Genomic DNA, 20609 nt, shown 5'->3' with positions numbered 1-20609 from the left:
CTTATGTGATTGAAAAATGCGAAAAATCAGCTGACGCCGTGGCCGCTCTCGGCATCGAGCTTGAACGACACGGGCAAGGTCACCGTCACCGTGCCTTGATGCAATACGCTGGCGGGCGGCGCCGGCAACGGTTGCGCGCGCTCAAGCACTTGCAGCGCTTCGCGGTCGAGCAGCACCGTGCCCGATGACGTGATCAATTCGCTGGCCAGCAGCTTGCCGTCGCGGTCCAGCTGGAAGCGCACCCAGGCGGCGCCGGCCCGCTTGCGCTGACGCGCGTCACCGGGATAGCGCTTGAAATGGGCCAGATGACCAAGCACCCGGCTTTGCCAACTGGCGGGCGCCGCGCTGGCGGTTGGCGTGTCGCTGTCGAACGGCGCCGCCTGCGGACCGCGTACGGGGCTTGGCGCCGGCGTGGCGCTGCTGCTGGCCTGCGCGGGCAATGACGCTTCCTTGGCTGCATCCTTGCCGGGATCTGGCGACGGAGCGGTTTCTGCCTTCGCCTCTTTTTCCGCGGCGACGATCTGCGGCGCGGAGGCACGCGCCAGCACGGGCAGCGCCTCGTGCCGGGTCGTGCTCTTCGGTGGCCGGGCGGCGCCGGAGGCGGCCGACTGGCGCGCCCCTGCTGCTGCCGCCTGTTGTGTCTCCGGCGACATCGCTTGCGCGGCAAACACCAGCATCACGCTGGCGGCCGGATTAGCGGGCGCGACGCTGACAGGCTGCCAGGCCGCCCACAACAGCAGGGCCAGCGCGGCGGTCACCACCCACGACGTGGCGATGCCCCAGCTCAATATCGGACGCGGACTCACCCGCCGCCCTCCCGGCCGACCAGTCCCACTTTCAGGTAGCCGGCCTGGCGCAAGGCATCCATCACGCCCAGCACATCTTCATACGCGGCTTGCTTGTCGGCCTGGAAAAACAGCGTGCGCTGGCGATCGCCGCCCGTTTCGGCGTCGAGCAGACGGCCCAGTTGCGCGCGCGCGACGGGCGCCTCGCCCAGATACAGGCTGTGATCGGCTTTCAAGGAAACGAACAACGGCTTCTCGGCACGCGGCTCGGGCTTGGCCGTGGCGGCCGGCAAGTCGATCTTCAAGTCGACGGTGGCCAGCGGCGAGACCACCATGAAAATGATCAGCAGCACCAGCATCACGTCGATGAAGGGCGTGACATTGATCTCGCTCAATTCCGGCATGTCGGCCGTATCGTCGTCCGGTGATGGAAACAGGGATGCCATGCTTCAAGCCTGCTGGCGCGTGTCGAGGTCGCGACTCAGCATCAGCAGCACTTGCGCCGAAGCGGCACGCAGCTGCGCCTTGTACTGGTTGATGCCGCGACTGAGCACGTTATAAATGACGACGGCGGGAATCGCCGCCACCAGGCCCAGGGCCGTCGCCAGCAAGGCTTCCGCGATGCCCGGCGCGACGGTGGCCAGATTCGTGCTCTGGCTGACGGCGATGCCGATAAAACTGTTCATGATGCCCCACACGGTGCCGAACAGGCCAACAAACGGCGCCACGGCGCCGATGCTGGCCAGCAGGCCGATGCCTTGCGTCATGCTGCGTACCTTGTGCGCGATCAATTGTTCCTGGCGAAAGCCGGCCCGCTCTTTCAGCGCCGCCGCCGGCGCATAGGCGTGCGACAAGCTCAGTTCCTGCTGCACATCATCGAGCAACCGTTGCGCCAGAAAAGACGCCCCGCTCTTTGCTGCCGCATCCGGCAAGGACGTGGCCGTCTTCAGCACGGCGACGGCCAGCGCCGCCGCGCGCCGCGCTTGCAGCAAGCTGGCGCCCTTCACCAGCAAGACCACCCAGGTGGCCAGCGCGGCGCTCAACAAGCCGATGAGCACGCTTTTCACCACTTGGTCGGCAGCGAAAAACATGCCCAGCGGCGACATGTCGTGCGGCAGCGCGGACGCTTGCGCCGTGACATGAAACAGGGAAAGAACGATGCCGCAGCTGGCGGCTTTGATACAAGGTATACGCATGGAAGCTTCAGTAGTTGACAGGCATGGCTGCGCCAACGGCGCGCACGCGCATGCAAAAAATCGGACGGACTACCTGGCTGCTGCGAAGAAGCTTGTTGGGGGAGAGGTGAAACGCCTTACTTGGCGCCGGCGATGGCAGCTGCCGCAACCGGCGTGTACCACACGAAGTCCGCCTGCGGTGCCAGCACCGTGGCGCCGCGCTGCGCCAGCACCAGCACCAGCGGCGCCGGGCCGCCCGTCAAGTCCTGCACGTGCAGCGGCACGCCCAGGTCCTTGTGCGCATGGTAGGCGCCGGCGATCAGCACGGCTGGCGCGGGCGCGGCCAGCAGGCGCTCGGCCATGCGGCGGTCGCGCTGCTGCTGCACCGACAGCATGGCGGCCAGGCGCGGCGCGTCGATCTGGTTGTCATGCATGACGCGGATGATGTCTTTCAGCTTGTCATGCACCTTGCCATCGTTGGCCAGGTTGGAATGCTTGCCCTGCACGGCCGGCTGGTCGACAAACAGTTGCTTGATTTCGCTGCGGTCCAGGTTGGCCGACCAGACGGGATACGGCGCGCGCATCAGCGTCAGGACCAGGTCGCCATATTGCGCCCACTTCCAGCTCGGTTGCCAGGCCAGCAGCTCGGCCACGTGCTCGGGACGCACGACGGGGTCCGTCTGCAGCCACGGCTTGACTTTGTCCACCTTGGCTTGCTGGTCCGGATTCAACATTTCCAGCAGTACGCTGCCTTGCGGACGCTGTCCCTGCAATTGCTGCAGCAGCCATTGCTCGATCCGGTGATGGCTGAGCTGGTCATGCTGCTCGCCGATGATCACACGCGGGGCGGCAGCCAGCTGGACCAGCAATTGCTCGGCGCTCAAGCGTTGGCCGCTGCGCAGGTCGACGATCTCGCCCAACTGGCGCAGGTCTTGCGTAGAAGCAGGCGCGACGGTCGTGGCGGCAGCCGTGCCAGTGGCCGGTGCGACGCTGCTGCAGGCGCTCAGCGCCAGCACGCAGGCGGGCAGGACGGCGGCGACGGACAGGGGGAATTTCATGGGTATGGCCTTTCAGGTAAAGCGCGCATTGTAATAGGTACAGGCGGGCATTTTAATGTAAATGATTCTCATTTATAATAAATGCATGGCACATCATGCAGATTTTTTTACAACTGGCAAAAATCAACATAGTGCTTCGGTGAAATCCCCGGGCGCGGAGTAGAATAAAAAAAACGGAGGACTCGCGTGAATCAAACTGACCAGTTGGCGGTACTGAAAAAACCGCTGCCCGCATCCCTTGCTGCCGTACTTTCCCTGATCTTTGCCGACCGCTTTTCCATGACGCAAGCCATGCGCGCACACCATGGCCGCGACGAGTCGAGCTATCCGCCCATATTGCCGGACGCCGTCATCTTCGCCCATTCCACCGAGGAAGTAGCTGCCGCCGTCAAGCTGTGCAGCGCGCACGACGTGCCCGTCATCGCCTATGGCAGTGGCACTTCGCTCGAAGGCCACGTGCTGGCCCTGCATGGTGGCGTGACGATTGATCTGTCGCAAATGAACGCCATGGTCGCGGTGCATGCTGAAGACTTGACGGCCACCGTGCAGGCGGGCGTGACGCGCAAGCAACTCAATGAAGAAATCCGTGACACGGGCTTGTTCTTCCCCATCGACCCGGGTGCCAATGCGTCCGTCGGCGGCATGGCGGCCACGCGCGCCTCGGGCACGAACGCCGTGCGCTACGGCACCATGCGCGAAAACGTGCTGGCCCTGACGGTGGTGACGGCCGATGGCCGCATCATCAAGACGGGCACGCGGGCGAAAAAATCCTCGGCCGGCTACGACCTGACGCGCTTGTTTGTCGGCAGCGAGGGCACCTTGGGCATCATCACGGAAGTGACGGTCAAACTGTATCCGCTGCCCGAAGCGATCTCGGCCGCAGTGTGCTCGTTCCCCGGCACGGGCGAAGCCGTCAACGCCGTGATCCAGACCATCCAGATGGGTATTCCTGTGGCGCGGGTCGAGTTTCTCGATGAAAACGGCGTCAAAGCCATCAACGCTTACGACAAGATGGCGTTGCCAGAGAAACCGCTGCTGCTGTTTGAATTCCACGGCACGCCAGCCAGCGTGGCCGAGCAGGCGCAGCTGGTGCAAGCCATCACGGCGGAGCACGGCGCCAGCGATTTCGCGTGGGCCAGCCGCCCCGAAGAGCGCTCGCGCCTGTGGGCTGCGCGCCATAACGCGTATTTCGCCCTGCGGCAGATGCGCCCCGGCAGCCGCGCCATTTCCACCGATTGCTGCGTGCCCATTTCGCGCCTGGCCGAATGCATCCTGGCCACCAAGGCCGATTGCGAGGCGCAGGGCCTGGTCTATGCCATCATCGGCCACGTGGGCGACGGCAATTTCCACGTGCAGATGCTGGTCGACCCCGATGACCCCGCCGACATCGCCCGCGCGGAAAAGGTCAACAGCGACATGGTCACGCGCGCCATCGGCATGGACGGCACTTGCACGGGCGAGCACGGCGTGGGCATGCACAAGATGGCTTTCCTGGTGGAAGAACATGGTGCAGGCGCCATCGACACCATGCGCGCCTTGAAACACGCGCTGGACCCGAAGAACATCATGAATCCGGGCAAGATCGTGCGCTGGTAATCAGGCCGTCCACGCCATGCGCATCGGCACAAACGCGATGCCGCCCGTCTCCACCTTCGGTCCCGTGGCGACAAAGCCCAGGCGTTCATACAGGGGCAAGGCGTAGGCCGAGGAGTTGACGGTAAATGCCGTCACGCCGCCCCTGGCCAGCGACGCCTCGCGGGCGGCCTGCCACAAACGGCGCGCCATGCCGCGCCGGTGCAGGGCACGCGGCACAAACATGTGGAACACATGCGTGTTGTCGCGCATGGCCACCACGCCAGCCAGTTCGCCGTCGAGATGCGCCAGCTGGTAGGCATAACGGGCATCGGACAGATAGCCTTCGATGGCCGGCTGGCGGCAGTGTTCGATGAACTTTTCCGCCCCCGCGCCATCGGGGTGCAAGGTCAAAAAGGGCATCAAGTCGTCGATCAGGGCGACGATGGCGGGCGCGTCGGCGACCAGGGCGGGACGCATGATCGGTTCGGATAATGTTGTCATAGTCAAATAATGCCATGCCCTCCTCCCCGTCGGCAACTCTCAACAGAAATCGCGGCTGCTGGTCCTCAAACGCCCCAGCAAATGCGACATGTCGACCAGGCGCTTGGCCACCAGGTTGCACACCTGCCCTTCACGCTGCCACACGCCATACACGCCCAGAAGGGGCGCGCTCAGCACTTCACGCCGCTGGCTTTCCACCAGGTCCGGCCAGACGATGACGTTGACCGTGCCCGTTTCGTCTTCCAGTGTCATGAAGATCACGCCCTTGGCCGTGCCCGGGCGCTGGCGCACGGTGACGATGCCGCAAGCGCGCGCCAGCTGGCCATTGGTGTAGCTGGCAAGCGCGGACGCGGGCAGGAAGCGCTGTTCCAGCAATGACTTGCGCAGCAGCGCCAGCGGGTGGCGGCCCAGGGTCAGGCCTTGCGAACGGTAATCGCTGACGATGCTTTCGCCTTCCGTGGGAGCGGCCAGCACGGGCAAGTCTTCCTCTGGTGTGGTGGAGCGCAGCAAATCCTTGTCGGGCACGGCGCCGGCCGCCTGCCACAGCGCCGCGCGCCGGTGGCCGGCCAGCCCGTGCAGCGCGTTGCCGGCGGCCAGCACCTGCAAGTCATGCCGGTCCAGGCCGCCACGCCGCGCCAGGTCGGCCACGTCGACAAAGGCGGCGATGGCGCGTGCATCCTCGATGCGCTGGGCGGCCTGCGCGCGCATGCCGAACAGACTGTTCAAGCCCAGGCGCACAGCGGGCGCGGCGCACGGCTCGCCCGCTTCTTCCAGCGCCGCCTCCCAGCCGCTGACGGCCACATCGACGGGCAGCACTTGCACGCCATGCCGGCGACCATCCTGCACCAGTTGCGAGGGACTGTAAAAGCCCATGGGCTGGCTGTTGAGCAAGGCGCACAGAAAGGCGGCCGGTTCATGGCATTTCAGCCAGGAACTGGCGTAGGTCAGCAGGGCGAAACTGGCCGCATGCGACTCGGGAAAACCATATTCGCCAAAGCCCTCGATCTGGCTGAAGATGGCTTCCGCAAACTCCCGCTCATACGCATTTTTGACCATCGTTTCGACGATGCGTTCCTTGTAATTGTTCATGCCGCCCTTGCGTTTCCAGGCCGCCATGGCACGCCGCAACTGGTCCGCCTCGCCGGGCGTGAAATCGGCGGCGATGATGGCCACCTGCATCACCTGTTCCTGGAAGATGGGGATGCCCAGCGTGCGTCCCAGCGCCTTTTGCAAGCCCTTGGGAAACACCACGGCCTCCTTCTGCTGGCGCCGCTGCAAATACGGATGCACCATGCCGCCCTGGATGGGACCGGGGCGCACCAGCGCCACCTCGATGACGAGGTCGTAGAATTCACGGGGACGCAGCCGAGGCAGCATGCTCATCTGCGCGCGCGACTCGATCTGGAACACGCCGATGGTATCCGCCTGGCACATCATGTCGTAGGTGGCGGGGTCTTCGGCGGGAATATCTTGCAGGCGGAATTGCTCGCCGCGCCGCGCACTCACCAGCTCCAGGGCGCGGCGCAAGGCCGACAACATGCCCAGCGCCAGCACGTCGACCTTCATCAAGCCCAGTTCTTCCAGGTCATTCTTGTCCCATTCGATGACGCTGCGCTCGGCCATGCTGGCGTTTTCAATCGGCACCAGGCGCGATAATTTTCCCTGAGCGATGACAAAGCCGCCCGGATGCTGCGACAAATGGCGGGGAAAGCCCAGCAGCTGCTGCGCCAGGCTCGCCCACTGCTGCGACAATGCCGCTTCCGGGTCGAGACCGCATTCGGCCAGGCGCTCCAGCAGATCGCGCTTGCCGTCGAACCAGCGATGCGCCTTGGCCACCTTTTCCACGATGTCCAGGTCGATCCCCAGCGCCCGGCCGCTGTCGCGCAAGGCGCTTTTCGGCCGGTAGCTGATCACCACCGCGGCCAGCGCGGCCCGCTCGCGGCCATATTTTCCGTAGATATATTGAATCACCTCTTCGCGCCGCTGATGCTCGAAATCGACGTCGATATCGGGCGGCTCGTTGCGCTCGCGCGACATGAAGCGTTCGACCAGGCAATTACCGCGCGCCGGGTCCACTTCCGTGATGTGCAGGCAATAGCAGACAGCCGAGTTGGCGGCCGAGCCCCGGCCCTGGCACAGGATGTTTTGCCCGCGTGCAAAGCGTACGATGTCGTACACGGTCAAAAAATACGGCTCGTAGGAAAGGTCGGCGATCAGTTCCAGCTCGTGCTCGATCTGCTCCTGCACGTTGACCGGAATACCCAGAGGAAAACGGATGCGCGCGCCCGCATACGTTTCCTCACGCAAATAGCTCGCCGACGTGTGGCCGTGCGGCACCAGCTCGTCGGGATAGTCATAGCGCAAGCTGTCGAGGGAAAATTTGCACAGCTTGGCGATGCGCACGGTTTCCGCCAACGCTTGCGGCGGATACACATTGGCCAGGCGCAAGCGCGCGCGCAGATGCTGCTCCGCATTTTGCGCCAGCGCATAGCCGCACTCACTCACCGGCTTGCCCACGCGTATCGCGCACAGGGTATCGAGCAAGGGTTTACGCGAACGCACATGCATGCACACATGGCCGACGGCCACCACGGACAAGCCCAGCGCCTGCGCGGCGTCCTGCACGGCGCTGCGGTGGGCGTCATCCTGCGCCCGTTGCAGCAAATTCAGGCCCATCCAGCTGCGCTCGCTACCAAAGGTGGACACCATCCACGCGCCCTGCGCGCGCAGCGTCTCGGGTCGGGCCGGATAGCTGGGCAGCAAGATCATCAGACAGCCGGGCAGCCCCCGCAAATGGGCAAACTCCGGCAAGGGTGCGGCGAAATCATCGGGCGTCAGCAAATAACGTCCCTTGGCCGCCCGCGTGCGCGCCATGGTGATCAGTTCCGACAAGTTGCCGTAACCATCGCGGTCTTGCACCAGCGCCAGCAGGGACAGCGCCGCGCTGCCGTCGGCCTGCGTCAAATGGAAATGCGCGCCGATAATCAAAGGGAAACCGGCCCGCTTGGCCACTGCATGGGCGCGCACGACACCCGCCAGTGTACACTCGTCGGTAATGGCCAGCGCGTGATACCCGAGCTGGACGGCGCGCGCCACCAGCTCTTCCGCATGCGAGGCCCCATGCAGGAAGGTGAAATTGCTCAGACAGTACAACTCAGCATACTCGGGTAAGACTGCGCCCCACATGATCTACCTCAATACTGTATATAAACACAGTATATTATACTCATCTGGAATCGGGCTTATCGTTTATGCTGGTGTTTTACCTTTTGCCTTGACCGCCATGATCGTCCAACTTCTGAAATGTTTCGGCGCCGCACCCGGTGGCGGTAATGCGGCGCTGGTCGTGGAAAACGAGCACGGCAGCGCAACGGCGCGCCAGGCCTTCGCCCACGAACACCAGGTCAGCGCCTGCGTCTTCATCGACCGGCAAGCGGACGGCGGCATCGTGCTCGACTATTTTTATCCGCACACGCGCAGCCCCCTGTGCCTGCACGCCACCCTGGCGGCCGCGCATGTGCTGCTGACGGCGCCTGACGCCCCGGCAATTTTGACGGTGACGACCGCCATGCGCGGGCAAGCCTTGCAACTGGTACGCCGCGCAGCCGGTCTGTTCATCGGCCTGGCGCCGCAACCGGCACCTGCCGTCAGCGTGGAAAAATATATCCCGTCGGAACTCATGGGCCAGCACATGCACTTGCTGTCGCCAGCCGTCATCGCCTCCGTCGGCAGCCCGAAGCTGCTGCTGGAAGTGGCCGACAGCACCACCCTGCGCGCGCTGCGGCCGAACCTGGAACTGATCGCCGACTGGAGCGCCTTGCATCAAGTCAATGGCTGCTATGCGTATTGCCGCATGGGCGAGCACGCGTACGAGGGGCGCAACTTCAACCACCTCGACCCGGCGCTGGAAGACAGTGCCACGGGCGTGGCGGCCGGCGCGCTGGCAGCGCATCTGCAACAGTCGCTGCGCCTGCATCAGGGCCACGTGACGCAGCAACCGTGTTTGATCGACGTGCAATACAGCGCGCAGGCAATCTGGGTAGGCGGAATGGTGCAACGCAGCACCTGAACGGGGCATATTGCACCAGTACGTGGCAAGCCAGGCAATGGCGAAAAGATAATCAACCAGGAAACAACAGTTACAGAAAATTTGTAACAACAAAACAAAGTATCGCTGGTGAATGCTGAAATGATGGCACTAAAATCAAGTCACAATACCACTTGGAGATACTGCGTGCCGACCCTCACCACCTTGCGTAAAGCCGTTCTCATCAGCCTGCACGGCAGCGCCGCCCTGGCCGCCTTCAGTCCCGCCGCCATGGCCCAGACCACGGAAGCGGGCGCCACCGATGGTCCCGTGCAAACGGTCAGCGTGGTCGGCTCGCGCCGGGTCACCAGTTCCGCCACCGATACTATGGTGCCGGTCGATATCATTCCGATTTCCAGGGTGGCAGAACAAGGTGGTCAGTTTGACCTGGCGCAATCGCTGCAATACATCTCGCCCTCATTCAATTCCACGCGCCAGACGGGCGCCGACGGGGCCGACCTCGTCGATTCTGCCGCCCTGCGCGGCCTCGGCTCCGATCAGACCCTGGTGCTGGTGAATGGCAAGCGGCGCCACACGACGGCCCTGGTCAATCTGTTTGGCGCGCGCAACCGCGGCAACACGGGCACGGACATGAATGCGATTCCTTTGCTGGCGATCAAGAACGTACAAGTGCTGCGCGACGGCGCCGCCGCCCAGTACGGCTCGGACGCCATTGCCGGCGTAATCGACATCGAACTGAAGAAAAGCCTGGGTTGCGAAGCGGTGGCCGGCTACAGCCAGTATTCGGCCGGCGACGGCAAGAACTACATGACGTCCGCCTATTGCGGCATCGCGCTGGGCGACAAGGGCACGCTTGCCATCACGGGCGAATACCTGGACCGGGGCCGCTCGAACCGGGCCGACGCGGACAGCATGCGCATCATCGGCGATACCAAGGCCAAGAACAAAACCCTGTACATCAATGGCGACTACGCCACCAGCGCCACAGGCAAGCTGTACTTCACGGCCGGCGCGCAGACGCGCGATGCATCGAGCGCCGCGTTTGGCCGGGGCGGCATCGGCAGCGACGACATTCCGTCGCGCAATTCCGCCGCCATGTATCCGGACGGCTTCGTACCCTTCATTAACGGCAAGATCGACGACCAGTACGCTACCATCGGCCACCGCAGCCAGATCGGCGAATGGCATGCTGACTTTTCGCAAACCTATGGCGACAACAAGATGCGCTACGACATCAGCCATACCCTGAACGCCTCGATTGCCAACCTCGACCTGATAAACGGCGGCAAGGGCGTCAGCGCCAGCAGCTACGACGCGGGCGGCTTCTCGTTCCAGCAGCTGACCAGCAACGCCGATTTCAGTCGTTTTTACGACACGGTGATGAGCGGCATGAACGTGGCTTTCGGCGCCGAATACCGCAGCGAGGAATACAAGATCATGGCCGGCGAACCGGGCTCCTACAGCGACGCCGACGGCGTGGGCGTGGGCGGCAATGCAGGCAGCCAGGGCTTTCCCGGCTTCCAGCCCGGCGACGCCACCAAGGCCAAACGCCACAGCATCGCCGCGTATGCCGATGTGGAACTGGACTGGACGGAACGCCTGAAAACCCAGGCGGCCCTGCGCTATGAAAAATTCAGCGATTTCGGCTCCACCGTGACGGGCAAGCTGGCTGCCAGCTATAAAGTGGCGCCGAACGTGCTGCTGCGCGGCTCGGCCAGCACGGGTTTCCGCGCGCCATCCTTGCAGCAAGTGTATTTCTCGTCCACCTTCACCGACTTCATCGGCGGCGTGCCCACCGACGTGGTGCTGGCACCGAACGGCGGCAGCGTCGCCAACGCGGCCGGCATTCCCAAGCTGAAAGAGGAAAAATCCACCAGCTTCACGTTCGGCACCACCTGGACGCCGACGCAAGCTATTTCCGTCACGGCCGACTTGTACAATATCAAGATCAAGGACCGCATCGTGCTGTCGGGCCGCTTCAATGCCGACAACTATCCGTACCTGGCAGCGCGCCTGACCCTGCTGGGCGTGGGCGAGGCGCAATTCTTCGTCAACTCCATCGACACGCGCACGCGCGGACTGGACCTGACGGCTACGCACAAGGGCGAGCTGGCCGGCAACCGCCTGCATACCTTCCTGGCCTTGAATTTGAGCAAAACGGAAGTGACGAAAGTCAAGACACCCGCCTCGCTGACGGGCTTCGAGGATGTCTTGCTGTCCGAGCGCGAACGCCTGTTCATCGAACAGGGCGGCCCCCGCGCGAAAGCCACGCTGGGCTTCGACTACATCACGGGCAAGTTGGAATCGGACCTGCGCATCATTTATTTTGGCCCGCAAACCCTGGGCACCTTCAGCGGCACGGCCGCCGGCGTACCCAACGCCCATTATGCGGCCAAGACCTCGGCCGACCTGAGCTTTACCTACAGTATCAACAAAAATACCAAGCTGACCTTTGGCGGCAACAATATCTTCAACGTCAAGCCGACCACGCAAAACGCGGATGAAACGGACAACGGTTTCAAATACGACAGCGTGCAGTTCGGCCTGAACGGCGCCTCGCATTTCGGACGGCTGTGGGTGAAGTTCTGATCACCGTATCCACCTGAAAAGACAGCGGCTGCGCCAGCATGGGCAGCCGCTGTGTTTTATGTCGGCATCACGATTCAATGCTCATCGCCTGCATAGATCCACATGGGCTCTGTTTTTCCTGCGCGCACGAAGCCCACGGATTCGTAGAACGCGATGGCCTTGCCGTCCGCTGTCAGCATTTGCTGGTGAAACCCCGCGTATTTTTCCAGCATGGCAGCCATCATCTTTCTGCCCACGCCTTGCCCTTGCGCCATCGGATCGACGAGCATATGCGGGAAGTAGACAACCAGATAGCCATCGGAAATGGCATTGCCGATGCCAATCAATTTGCCATCTACGCGGGCCGTCACCAGGCTGTGGGAATTGCGCAGTGCGGCCATCAATTCTGTTGGTTTTTCTGCGGACGACCAATGATTGGCCTTGTAGATGGCTATCACTTCTTGCTCAGCGATCACATCATTCATGGAAATTTGCATGGGGACGGCCTTCTTTCCTTTTCTGGTTGATAACGCTTACCTTCGCAATGGGATTGCTCAGCCAGCACAGCCGCAGTGAACAATGTTTGCCCTGCGGCGGAAAGCACGGATAATAGCGGCTAACTCATAAGCACAGTATTGGATTACCTCATGGAAATTAAAGTCAACTTTCTTGACAAGCTGCGTCTCGAAGCCAAGTTCGACGATTTTACCGTCATCGCCGACCAGCCCATCCGCTACAAGGGCGATGGCTCGGCGCCTGGCCCGTTCGATTACTTTTTGGCATCATCGGCACTGTGTGCCGCATACTTCGTGAAGTTGTATTGCGATACGCGCAATATTTCCACCGAGAATATCCGCCTGTCGCAAAACAATATTGTCGATCCGGAAAACCGTTACCAACAGATTTTCAAGATCCAGGTCGAATTGCCGGCCGATATCTCAGCCAAGGATCGCCAGGGCATCCTGCGCTCGATCGACCGTTGCACGGTGAAAAAAGTGGTGCAGGCGGGGCCAGAGTTCGTCATTGAAGAAGTCGAGAACCTGGACGCCGATGCACAGGCCTTGCTGACCTTGAATCCGGCTCCGGGCGCGAGCACCTATATCGTCGGCAAGGATTTGCCGCTGGAACAAACCATCGCCAATATGTCGGGCCTGCTGGCGGGCCTGGGCATCAAGATTGAAATCGCCTCGTGGCGCAACATCATTCCCAATGTGTGGTCGCTGCATATCCGCGACGCGCACTCGCCCATGTGTTTCACCAACGGCAAGGGTGCGACCAAGGAAAGCGCGCTGGCGTCGGCCCTGGGCGAGTATATCGAACGGCTCAGCAACAACCATTTCTACGCCGGTTCGTTCTGGGGCGAGGACATCGCCAACGCGCCCTTCGTGCATTACCCGAACGAGCGCTGGTTCAAGCCGGGCCGCAAGGATGCACTGCCGAAGGAGATTCTCGACGAATATTGCCTGGAGATCTACAACCCCGATGGCGAGCTGCGTGGCTCGCACCTGGTCGATACCAACTCCGGCAATGCCGAGCGTGGCATCTGCTCGCTGCCGTATGTGCGCCAGTCCGATGGCGAGGTCGTGTATTTCCCGTCCAACCTGATTGAAAACCTGTATGTCAGCAATGGCATGAGCGCCGGCAATACCCTGGTCGAAGCGCAGGTGCAATGCCTGTCGGAAATTTTCGAACGGGCCGTCAAGCGCGAAATCCTCGAAGGCGAAATCGCCCTGCCCGACGTGCCGCAGGAAGTGCTGGCGAAGTATCCGGGCATCCTGGCCGGCATACAGGGGCTGGAAGAACAGGGTTTCCCCGTGCTGGTGAAAGATGCGTCGCTGGGCGGCGTGTACCCGGTGATGTGCGTCACCCTGATGAACCCGCGCACGGGCGGCGTGTTTGCCTCGTTCGGCGCGCACCCGAGCCTGGAAGTGGCGCTCGAACGCAGCCTGACGGAATTGCTGCAAGGGCGCAGTTTTGAAGGCTTGAACGACTTGCCGCAGCCCACCTTTGCCAGCGAAGCCGTCACCGAGCCGAATAACTTCGTCGAACACTTCATCGATTCCAGCGGCATCGTCTCGTGGCGCTTCTTCAGCGCCAGGGCCGATTACGACTTTGTCGAGTGGGATTTTTCCGGCCACGGCGACAACTCGAATGCCGAGGAAGCGGCCACCCTGTTCGGCATCCTCGCCGACATGGGCAAGGAAGTGTACACGGCCGAGTACGACCAGCTGGGCGCCACCGCCTGCCGTATCCTCGTGCCCGGTTATTCGGAAGTGTATCCGGTCGAAGATTTAATCTGGGACAACACCAACAAGGCGCTGCTGTTCCGCGCCGACATCCTGAACCTGCATAAGCTGGACGATGCCAGCCTGGAAGACCTGCTCGAGCGCCTGGAAAACAGCGAGCTCGACGAGTACGGCGACATCGCCACCCTGATCGGCATCGAATTTGATGAAAATACCGTGTGGGGCCAGCTGACGACCCTGGAATTGAAGCTGCTGATTCATCTCGCCTTGCAGCAATTCGAAGAAGCCAAAGAGCTGGTGGAAACCTTCCTGCAGTACAACGACAACACGCTCGAACGCAAACTGTTTTATCAAGCCTTGAACGTGGTGCTGGAAGTGGAACTCGATGACGAGCTGGAGCTGGACGATTACGTCGTCAATTTCCGCCGCATGTTTGGCGACGCCCGCATGGACGCGGTGCTGGGCTCGGTGGACGGCAGCGTGCGCTTCTTCGGCCTGGCCCCGACCAGCCTGCAACTGGAAGGACTCGACAGGCACCAGCGCCTGATCGACAGCTTCAAAAAGCTGCACGCGGCACGCGCCAAGGCGGCAAGCCGCTAGGACGGCAAATCAGGACTGGCGAGCGGCTGACGGCGCTCAGCCGCCGGCCAGCGCCGCAATCTCTTTCTGCATGTTCGCTATCGCCCGCTCATTGTACTGGTCGGCGAAATACGCATCGCCAAACAACTGTCCCGCCTGCGCCTTGGCGCACAGATGCTGCAAGGCCAGGCCCCGCTGCTCGTTGAAGCGCGCGGGGTCCACATGCGCGTATTCAAGGCCGATGGCTTGCGTATAGGCTTGATACACTTCCTCGTCCTGCCCGAGGATGGCCAGGTCGGCGCTGAGCATGGCATCCTTCAGCGCGTGGCTGATGCCCGGTCCCTGGAAATGGTCGGTGGCGCGTATCAATTGCGCCACATCAAGGTTGTCCCCGGCATCGAGGCCGCTGGACAGCCACAGCTGGGCACTCGCCTCTTCGCTGGAATACAGGGCGTCTTCGTCGTGGCTGTAGACGGCGTCATGGAACCAGAAGGCTTTCTTGAGCAGCGCGCTATCGCGTTTGGGCGCATAAGTATTGTCGGCCCACACGCGGATTTCCGACAGGCCGTGCACCAGGTGGTCGAGGTTGTGATAGTGACGGTCCGTGCCGCCATACGCCTGCGGCCCCGTCAGATGCGCGAACCAGTGGTCAGCCAGCGCGATGTCCGCTTGCGAGGCGGTGGCGTAATTCCACAGCGCTTCCCACTCCTTGCGCAGGCAGTCGAGTATCCACGCCTGGTAGGCGGGGCCGGGGACGAATTTCTTCATGGTCCAGTTCCAGCCCACGGGGCCTTCCAGCGCCTTGACGAAGCTGGAGCTGACGGAGCCGAGGTCGCGCGGCGGCATGACGAAAATCGTCTTGGCGCCGGCAAGCACGTCCACATTCGTTTGCTGGATCAGGTTTTCATAGTCGAAATCGGCTGTCGTGCGGATGCCGCGGATCAGGTAATCGCAGCCATGCTTTTTCGCCGCGCGCGCCGTGTAGTCGCCCTTGACGATAACCACCTGCACATTCTCCCAGCCGCACTCGCGCGCGCTCTGCTCGATGATGCGCTTGCGGTCCTCGGCGGGAAATTGCGGTTTCTTGGCAGGGTTTTGCGACAGGAAGACGATCACCTCGTCGGCAAGCGAACGTGCTTCGCCGATCACCCACATGTGGCCATTGGTGATGGGGTCTAGCGTTCCTGAAAAGCCGATCTTCTGCATGCTGCGCTCCGTTTGCTTGATTGCTTATTGCGCAGACAATATATGCCAGCGGCGCGCGCGTCAATGCAACATGCCAAAGATCATGGTCAAGACATTATTTTTTCACGGCTTGCGGAAATTCCACGCGCACGCACAGGCCACCCAGGCGCTCGGATCTATCGAGCACCAGGCGCGCGCCGTGGCGCTCGGCGATGGCCTTGATGATGGCCAGTCCCAGGCCGCTGCCGTTGGCGTCCGTGCCGGGCACGCGGTAAAAGCGGCTGAAGACGCGCTCGCGCTCCTCGGGCGGGATGCCGGGACCGTTGTCTTCCACGGACAAGGTCACGCCGACGGGACTGGCGCGCAGGTCGATATCGACCGTGCCGCCCTGCGGCGTGTACTTGATGGCGTTGTCGACCAGGTTGCGCAGCATGATATTGAGCGCGTCGGCCTGGCCCGCCACCTTGGCCGGGTCCATGTGGTGCAAGCCCAGGTCGATCTTGCGCGCCTGCGCGATGCCGGCCATGTCGCCCAGCGCGCGCTTGACGACATCGTTCAAGTCCACCGCCTGCAGCTGGTCGCCGCTGGCGGCGCTCGCTTCCTGGCGCGCCAGCACCAGCAGCTGCTCGACCAGGCGCGTGGCCCTTTCGATGCCGGCGCTGACGCGGGAAATCGCCAGGCTGCGTTTTTCTTCCGATTCGGCCCGTTCCAGGCTGAGCACCTGCAATTTCAGGGCCGCCAGCGGCGTGCGCAATTCATGCGCGGCGTCGGCGACAAAATGCTGCTGCGCGTCGAACGCCGTTTTTACGCGGCCGAACAGCAGGTTCAATTCATGCACCAGAGGGCGCACTTCGTCGGGCAAGCCCGCTTCCGAGACGGGCGACAGATCGTCCGCCTGGCGCGCCGCCACCTGCTTGCGCACGCGCGAGACGGGCGCCAGCGAACCGCTGACGACCCACCACACGACCAGCATCAGAATCGGCGCCATCAGGGCAATGGGGCCGACTGTGCGCAACGCCAGGCTGCCGGCCATGCGCTTGCGCACGGCCATATCCTGGGCGATCTGCACGGTCTGGGAACTGGTTTGCACGGAAAAGATGCGGTAAGTGGTGCCGTTCGCCTTCACGTTGGAAAAGCCCAGCACGGCGCGCTGCGGCAATTCCGCACGCGTGATCGAACGAAACACCTGCACGCCGTCCGGCGTCCACACCTGCACCACCATGTCGTTGTTGACGGGGTCGGCCGGCAAGGCTTGCGCGTGATTGGCCAGCGGTGCGCCGGAGCGCAGCGACAGGGCCATCTGCTGCATGTGATAGTCAAAAATCTGGTCGGCGTCGTACAGGGCGCTGCGGTAGGCGATCGACGCCTGCGCCAGGGCCGCCATGATGATGGCCGCCAGCAAAAACCACAGCAGGCGGCCGCGCAGCGAGTGCGTCACCGTGACCTTCATCCTCATGCCTTGGGCACCATGTAACCGAGGCCGCGCACGTTCTGGATCAAATCGCTGCCCAGCTTCTTGCGCAAGCCATGGATATACACTTCCACGGCATTGCTGTTGACTTCATCCTTCCAGCTATACAGTTTTTCTTCCAGCTGCGCGCGCGACAGCACGATGCCAGGGCGCGCGATCAAGGCTTCCAGTACGGCCCATTCGCGCGCCGACAGGTTGACGGGCTGGCCCTCGGCGATCACTTCGCGCGTCAGCGGATTGATACTCACGCCCTGGTGCTCGAAGATCGGTTCCGGCCGCCCCGAGGCGCGCCGCAGCAGGGCACGTATGCGCGCCAGCAGTTCGTCGAGATCATACGGCTTCAAGACGTAATCGTCGGCGCCCGCGTCGAGGCCCGCGATGCGCTGTTCGACGGCGTCGCGCGCCGTGGCCACCAGCACCGGGGTGTCGAGTTTGCGCAAACGCATCGAGCGCAGCACGTCGAGGCCATCCTTGCGGGGCAAGCCCAGGTCCAGCAGCACCAGGTCATAGGTTTGCGTTTGCAGTGCCGTATCGGCCATGTCGCCATCCTTGACCCAGTCCACCGCGTAATGCTCGGCGCGCAGCAAATCGAGCACCACCTCGCCTATCATCGTGTCGTCTTCTACCAGCAATAAGCGCATGGCTTGCCTCTCTATCTCGTTATTCTCGTTTTCAACCCAAACGCACGGGGATGAAGATCTTGTCCGGGCCGCGCTGTATCAGCAAGGCCACCGACTTGGCGGATTTTTCCACCACATCGCGCACCTGCTCGACCGTGTTGACGGGGCGGCCATTCACCGACAATAGCACGTCGCCCGGCTGCACTCCGGCATTCGCCGCCGCACCGCCTGCGTCTTCCACCAGCAGGCCGGCGCTGATGCCCGCCTCGCGTTTTTCATCCGATTGTAAGGGACGCAGGGCCAGGCCCAGCTTTACCTTGCCGGCCGCACTGTCGCTTTTCGCCACCTCGGCCACCTTGTCGGCTGCATTGCCCAAGGTCGCCGTCAGGCCGACGATCTTGCCGTCACGCCAGACATCGAGGCTGATCTTGTCGCCTGGCAAGGACGTGCCCACCAGCGCGGGCAGGTCGGCCGAGCCGATGATGCGCTGGCCATTCACCTTGCGCACCACGTCGCCCGACTTCAGGCCTGCCTTGTCGGCCGGGCTACCCCGTTCGACGTTGGCCACCAGCGCGCCTTCCGGCGTGGCCAGCTTGAACGAATCGGCAAAGCCCTGGTTGACTTCCTGCACCGTCACGCCCAGCTTGGCGTGGCTGGCCTTGCCCGTGGCGACGATCTGGTCCTTGATGCGGCCGGCCAGGTCGATCGGGATGGCAAACGACAAGCCCTGGAAGCCGCCCGTCTGGCTGTAAATCTGCGAATTGATGCCGACCACTTCGCCGCGTGTATTGAACAGGGGGCCGCCCGAATTGCCGGGGTTCACTGCCACGTCGGTCTGGATGAACGGCACATTGCTGTCGTCTGGCAGGGAACGGCCCTTGGCGCTGACCACGCCCGCCGTCACCGTGCTGTCGAAGCCGTATGGCGAACCGATGGCCAGCACCCACTCGCCCACTTTCAGCTCGCTCGAATGGCCGAGCGGCACGATGGGCAGGTTGTTGGCGTCGATCTTCAGCACGGCGATATCGGTCTTCGGATCGGTACCCAGCACCTTGGCGCGGAATTCGCGGCGGTCGTTCAGCTTGACGGTCACTTCGCGCGCATCGCGCACCACGTGGGCATTCGTCATGATGACGCCGTCCGGGCTGACGATGAAGCCGGAACCGAGGCCGTGCGTGGGCACGTCGCGGCCACCGCGCTGCCCGCCTTGCGGCCCCTGGAAGCGACGGAAGAATTCAAAGAAAGGGTCGTTGCCGAAGTCATCGTTGCCGGCCTGGGCCGATGGGTCATACGCCACCTTGGTGCTGCCCGTCACGCTGATGTTGACGACGGCCGGACTGTTGCGCGCAGCGATCTGGCTAAAATCAGGCAAGGCCACCAAGGGCGCGGCAGCGGCAGGCGCCACGGTGGCAGCCACGGTGGGGGCGGGCGCGCCAGCGGCGACATTCGCGCCGGCATTGTTCTGATGCATCACCATGGCGCCGCCGGCGCCCAGCACACCGATCGCGGCCAGCGCGGCTACGGTGCGTTTGATTTTCAGCGATGCGGTATTCGTTTGCTGTTCCATGAATTGCTCCTCATTCAATGAGATTTTGATGTATGCAATAGTGGGCCACGAGTCTTAGGCGGTGCTTAACATTTTTCCATTTGGAAACAGGCGTTGGCGCCTTTAAGCATCGCTTAATCCAGCGTTCCGCATGGCGGGCTATGGAGGGGCATACAGGGCCTGGACGTGACACTGGCCGGATCAACCGGCCAGTATTTTACTGCATGGGAGGGTACCCTCCTGGCTGCCCGGGCGCCCGAGGGGCGCGGGGGTCAGCTCAGCTCAGCTCAGGCTGCCTGGCGCTGTTCCAGCGCATTCACGTTAGCGGCGGTGGCGTGGGTGTCGCTGCCGGTGCCGATCTCGATCTTGCGCGGTTTCAGCGCTTCCGGCACTTCACGCACCAGGTCGATGGTCAGCATGCCGTTTTCAAACGTGGCGCCCGTGACCTTCACATGGTTGGCCAGCTGGAAACGCTGTTCGAAATCGCGGGCAGCGATGCCGCGGTGCAAGAACGTGCGCTCGACGCCATCTTTCTGCTTGCGGCCCGTGACATGCAGCGAGTCACGTTCCGTGATGATGTCGATCTCTTCGCGCGAGAAACCGGCCAATGCCATCACGATGCGGTATTTATCGTCCGACACCAGTTCGATGTTGTAGGGGGGATAGCTGGGCTGGGCATCGGCGCGCTGTTCGTTGAGCAGCTGTGCCAGGCGGTCAAAGCCAATGGCGGAACGATACAGGGGAGCAAGGTCAAAAGTACGCATGATAAATATCCTTTTCAAATGAAGCGATAAGAGGGGCGGACCTCACCGTGAGCATCCGCTTGCTACCCAATCTAAGGACGATCAAGCGGCCTTCAAGGCCTTGAAATCGGCGAAAAGTGCCCCAGACATCGCTAAATTTGTAAGAAATTTTTACACGGCCAGCCCAAGGGGCTTGCATCAGGGCGATTGCATGAAGGGTAGGTGCTCGGAGTGACGATAGGGTGAAATATTGCTTGTAAACACGTTGAGAAAGGCGTTTACTCTCGGTATTTGGACGCGTAAATGGCAAACGAACCGATCTCTTTAGTGGCAGCATTCGATGACTTGAACGACCCACGTGCGCGGCAATGCCCCTATCGATTCGACGAGTTGCTGCTGGCGGCGATCTGCGCCGTCATCAGTGGCGCTGAGAGTTGGACGACGGTTGTCGAGTGGAGCGAAACGAAGCTCGACTGGCTGCGCCAACATCTGCCGTTTGCCAACGGCAT

The 20609-nt window shown here is 62.5% G+C and carries 17 protein-coding genes; 5 read left to right on the top strand and 12 right to left on the bottom strand.

What is annotated here, in order from left to right:
- Positions 1-26 precede the first annotated feature (26 nt).
- From CSZ94_RS20635 to CSZ94_RS20620, 4 genes are all read right to left on the bottom strand, one after another.
- Positions 27-806, bottom strand: coding sequence for an energy transducer TonB family protein (locus CSZ94_RS20635; RefSeq protein WP_102123243.1), 780 nt, complete (start codon positions 804-806; stop codon positions 27-29).
- Positions 803-1231, bottom strand: coding sequence for a TonB system transport protein ExbD (gene exbD / locus CSZ94_RS20630; protein WP_102123242.1), 429 nt, complete (start codon positions 1229-1231; stop codon positions 803-805). Before exbD ends, CSZ94_RS20635 begins: the two co-directional genes overlap by 4 nt.
- Before the next feature lie 3 nt (positions 1232-1234).
- Positions 1235-1981: a tonB-system energizer ExbB gene (gene exbB / locus CSZ94_RS20625; protein WP_102123241.1), complete on the bottom strand. Its 747-nt coding sequence runs from the start codon at positions 1979-1981 to the stop codon at positions 1235-1237.
- A 116-nt stretch (positions 1982-2097) separates the two neighbouring features.
- Positions 2098-3018, bottom strand: coding sequence for a ChaN family lipoprotein (locus tag CSZ94_RS20620; RefSeq protein WP_102123240.1), 921 nt, complete (start codon positions 3016-3018; stop codon positions 2098-2100).
- Between the two features lie 186 nt (positions 3019-3204).
- On the opposite strand from CSZ94_RS20620, the gene CSZ94_RS20615 reads away from it, so the two are divergent.
- Complete coding sequence (locus CSZ94_RS20615) at positions 3205-4614, top strand: FAD-binding oxidoreductase (RefSeq protein ID WP_374703596.1); 1410 nt, start codon at positions 3205-3207, stop codon at positions 4612-4614.
- Here CSZ94_RS20615 and CSZ94_RS20610 read toward each other — a convergent pair whose 3' ends face one another.
- A complete protein-coding gene (locus CSZ94_RS20610; protein ID WP_258001114.1) occupies positions 4615-5094 on the bottom strand; it encodes a GNAT family N-acetyltransferase in 480 nt (159 codons plus the stop codon).
- Positions 5095-5133: 39 nt separating this feature from the next.
- The gene (locus CSZ94_RS20605) at positions 5134-8280 is read right to left on the bottom strand and encodes an error-prone DNA polymerase (RefSeq protein WP_102123239.1); all 3147 of its coding nucleotides are present in this window, start codon (positions 8278-8280) and stop codon (positions 5134-5136) included.
- Between the two features lie 97 nt (positions 8281-8377).
- On the opposite strand from CSZ94_RS20605, the gene CSZ94_RS20600 reads away from it, so the two are divergent.
- Together CSZ94_RS20600 and CSZ94_RS20595 are read left to right on the top strand one after the other, a co-directional pair.
- Positions 8378-9163 carry a PhzF family phenazine biosynthesis protein gene (locus CSZ94_RS20600; protein ID WP_102123238.1) on the top strand — a complete coding sequence of 262 codons (786 nt, stop codon included), beginning with the start codon at positions 8378-8380 and terminating at the stop codon, positions 9161-9163.
- 165 nt (positions 9164-9328) lie between these two features.
- A complete protein-coding gene (locus CSZ94_RS20595; RefSeq protein ID WP_102123237.1) occupies positions 9329-11731 on the top strand; it encodes a TonB-dependent receptor plug domain-containing protein in 2403 nt (800 codons plus the stop codon).
- Between the two features lie 74 nt (positions 11732-11805).
- Here the strand turns inward: CSZ94_RS20595 and CSZ94_RS20590 are convergent, their stop codons facing one another.
- A complete protein-coding gene (locus CSZ94_RS20590) occupies positions 11806-12195 on the bottom strand; it encodes a GNAT family N-acetyltransferase (protein ID WP_219726034.1) in 390 nt (129 codons plus the stop codon).
- 162 nt (positions 12196-12357) lie between these two features.
- Between CSZ94_RS20590 and CSZ94_RS20585 the strand changes: the two genes are divergently transcribed.
- Entirely contained in the window at positions 12358-14556 is a 2199-nt protein-coding gene (locus tag CSZ94_RS20585) for an OsmC domain/YcaO domain-containing protein (RefSeq protein ID WP_102123235.1), read from the top strand.
- Positions 14557-14592: 36 nt separating this feature from the next.
- On the opposite strand, the gene coaD is transcribed toward CSZ94_RS20585, so the two are convergent.
- From coaD to CSZ94_RS20560, 5 genes are all read right to left on the bottom strand, one after another.
- Complete coding sequence (coaD, locus tag CSZ94_RS20580) at positions 14593-15741, bottom strand: pantetheine-phosphate adenylyltransferase (protein ID WP_102123234.1); 1149 nt, start codon at positions 15739-15741, stop codon at positions 14593-14595.
- Positions 15742-15835: 94 nt separating this feature from the next.
- A complete protein-coding gene (locus CSZ94_RS20575) occupies positions 15836-17170 on the bottom strand; it encodes an ATP-binding protein (RefSeq protein ID WP_102123233.1) in 1335 nt (444 codons plus the stop codon).
- 2 nt (positions 17171-17172) lie between these two features.
- Positions 17173-17832, bottom strand: a complete 660-nt coding sequence (locus tag CSZ94_RS20570; RefSeq protein ID WP_102123232.1) for a response regulator — start codon at positions 17830-17832, stop codon at positions 17173-17175.
- Between the two features lie 31 nt (positions 17833-17863).
- Entirely contained in the window at positions 17864-19378 is a 1515-nt protein-coding gene (locus tag CSZ94_RS20565) for a Do family serine endopeptidase (RefSeq protein WP_102123231.1), read from the bottom strand.
- A gap of 266 nt (positions 19379-19644) precedes the next feature.
- Positions 19645-20121 (bottom strand): Hsp20 family protein, encoded by a 477-nt coding sequence (locus CSZ94_RS20560; RefSeq protein ID WP_102123230.1) that lies wholly within the window; start codon positions 20119-20121, stop codon positions 19645-19647.
- A 282-nt stretch (positions 20122-20403) separates the two neighbouring features.
- Between CSZ94_RS20560 and CSZ94_RS20555 the strand changes: the two genes are divergently transcribed.
- Positions 20404-20609, top strand: a 206-nt coding sequence (locus tag CSZ94_RS20555; RefSeq protein ID WP_258001113.1) for a transposase family protein, incomplete at its 3' end; no start/stop codon positions are given.

The sequence above is a fragment of the Janthinobacterium sp. ROICE36 genome (genome assembly GCF_002869965.1).
GTDB lineage: Bacteria > Pseudomonadota > Gammaproteobacteria > Burkholderiales > Burkholderiaceae_D > Janthinobacterium.
This window is presented reverse-complemented; position numbering and strand designations above follow the sequence as displayed.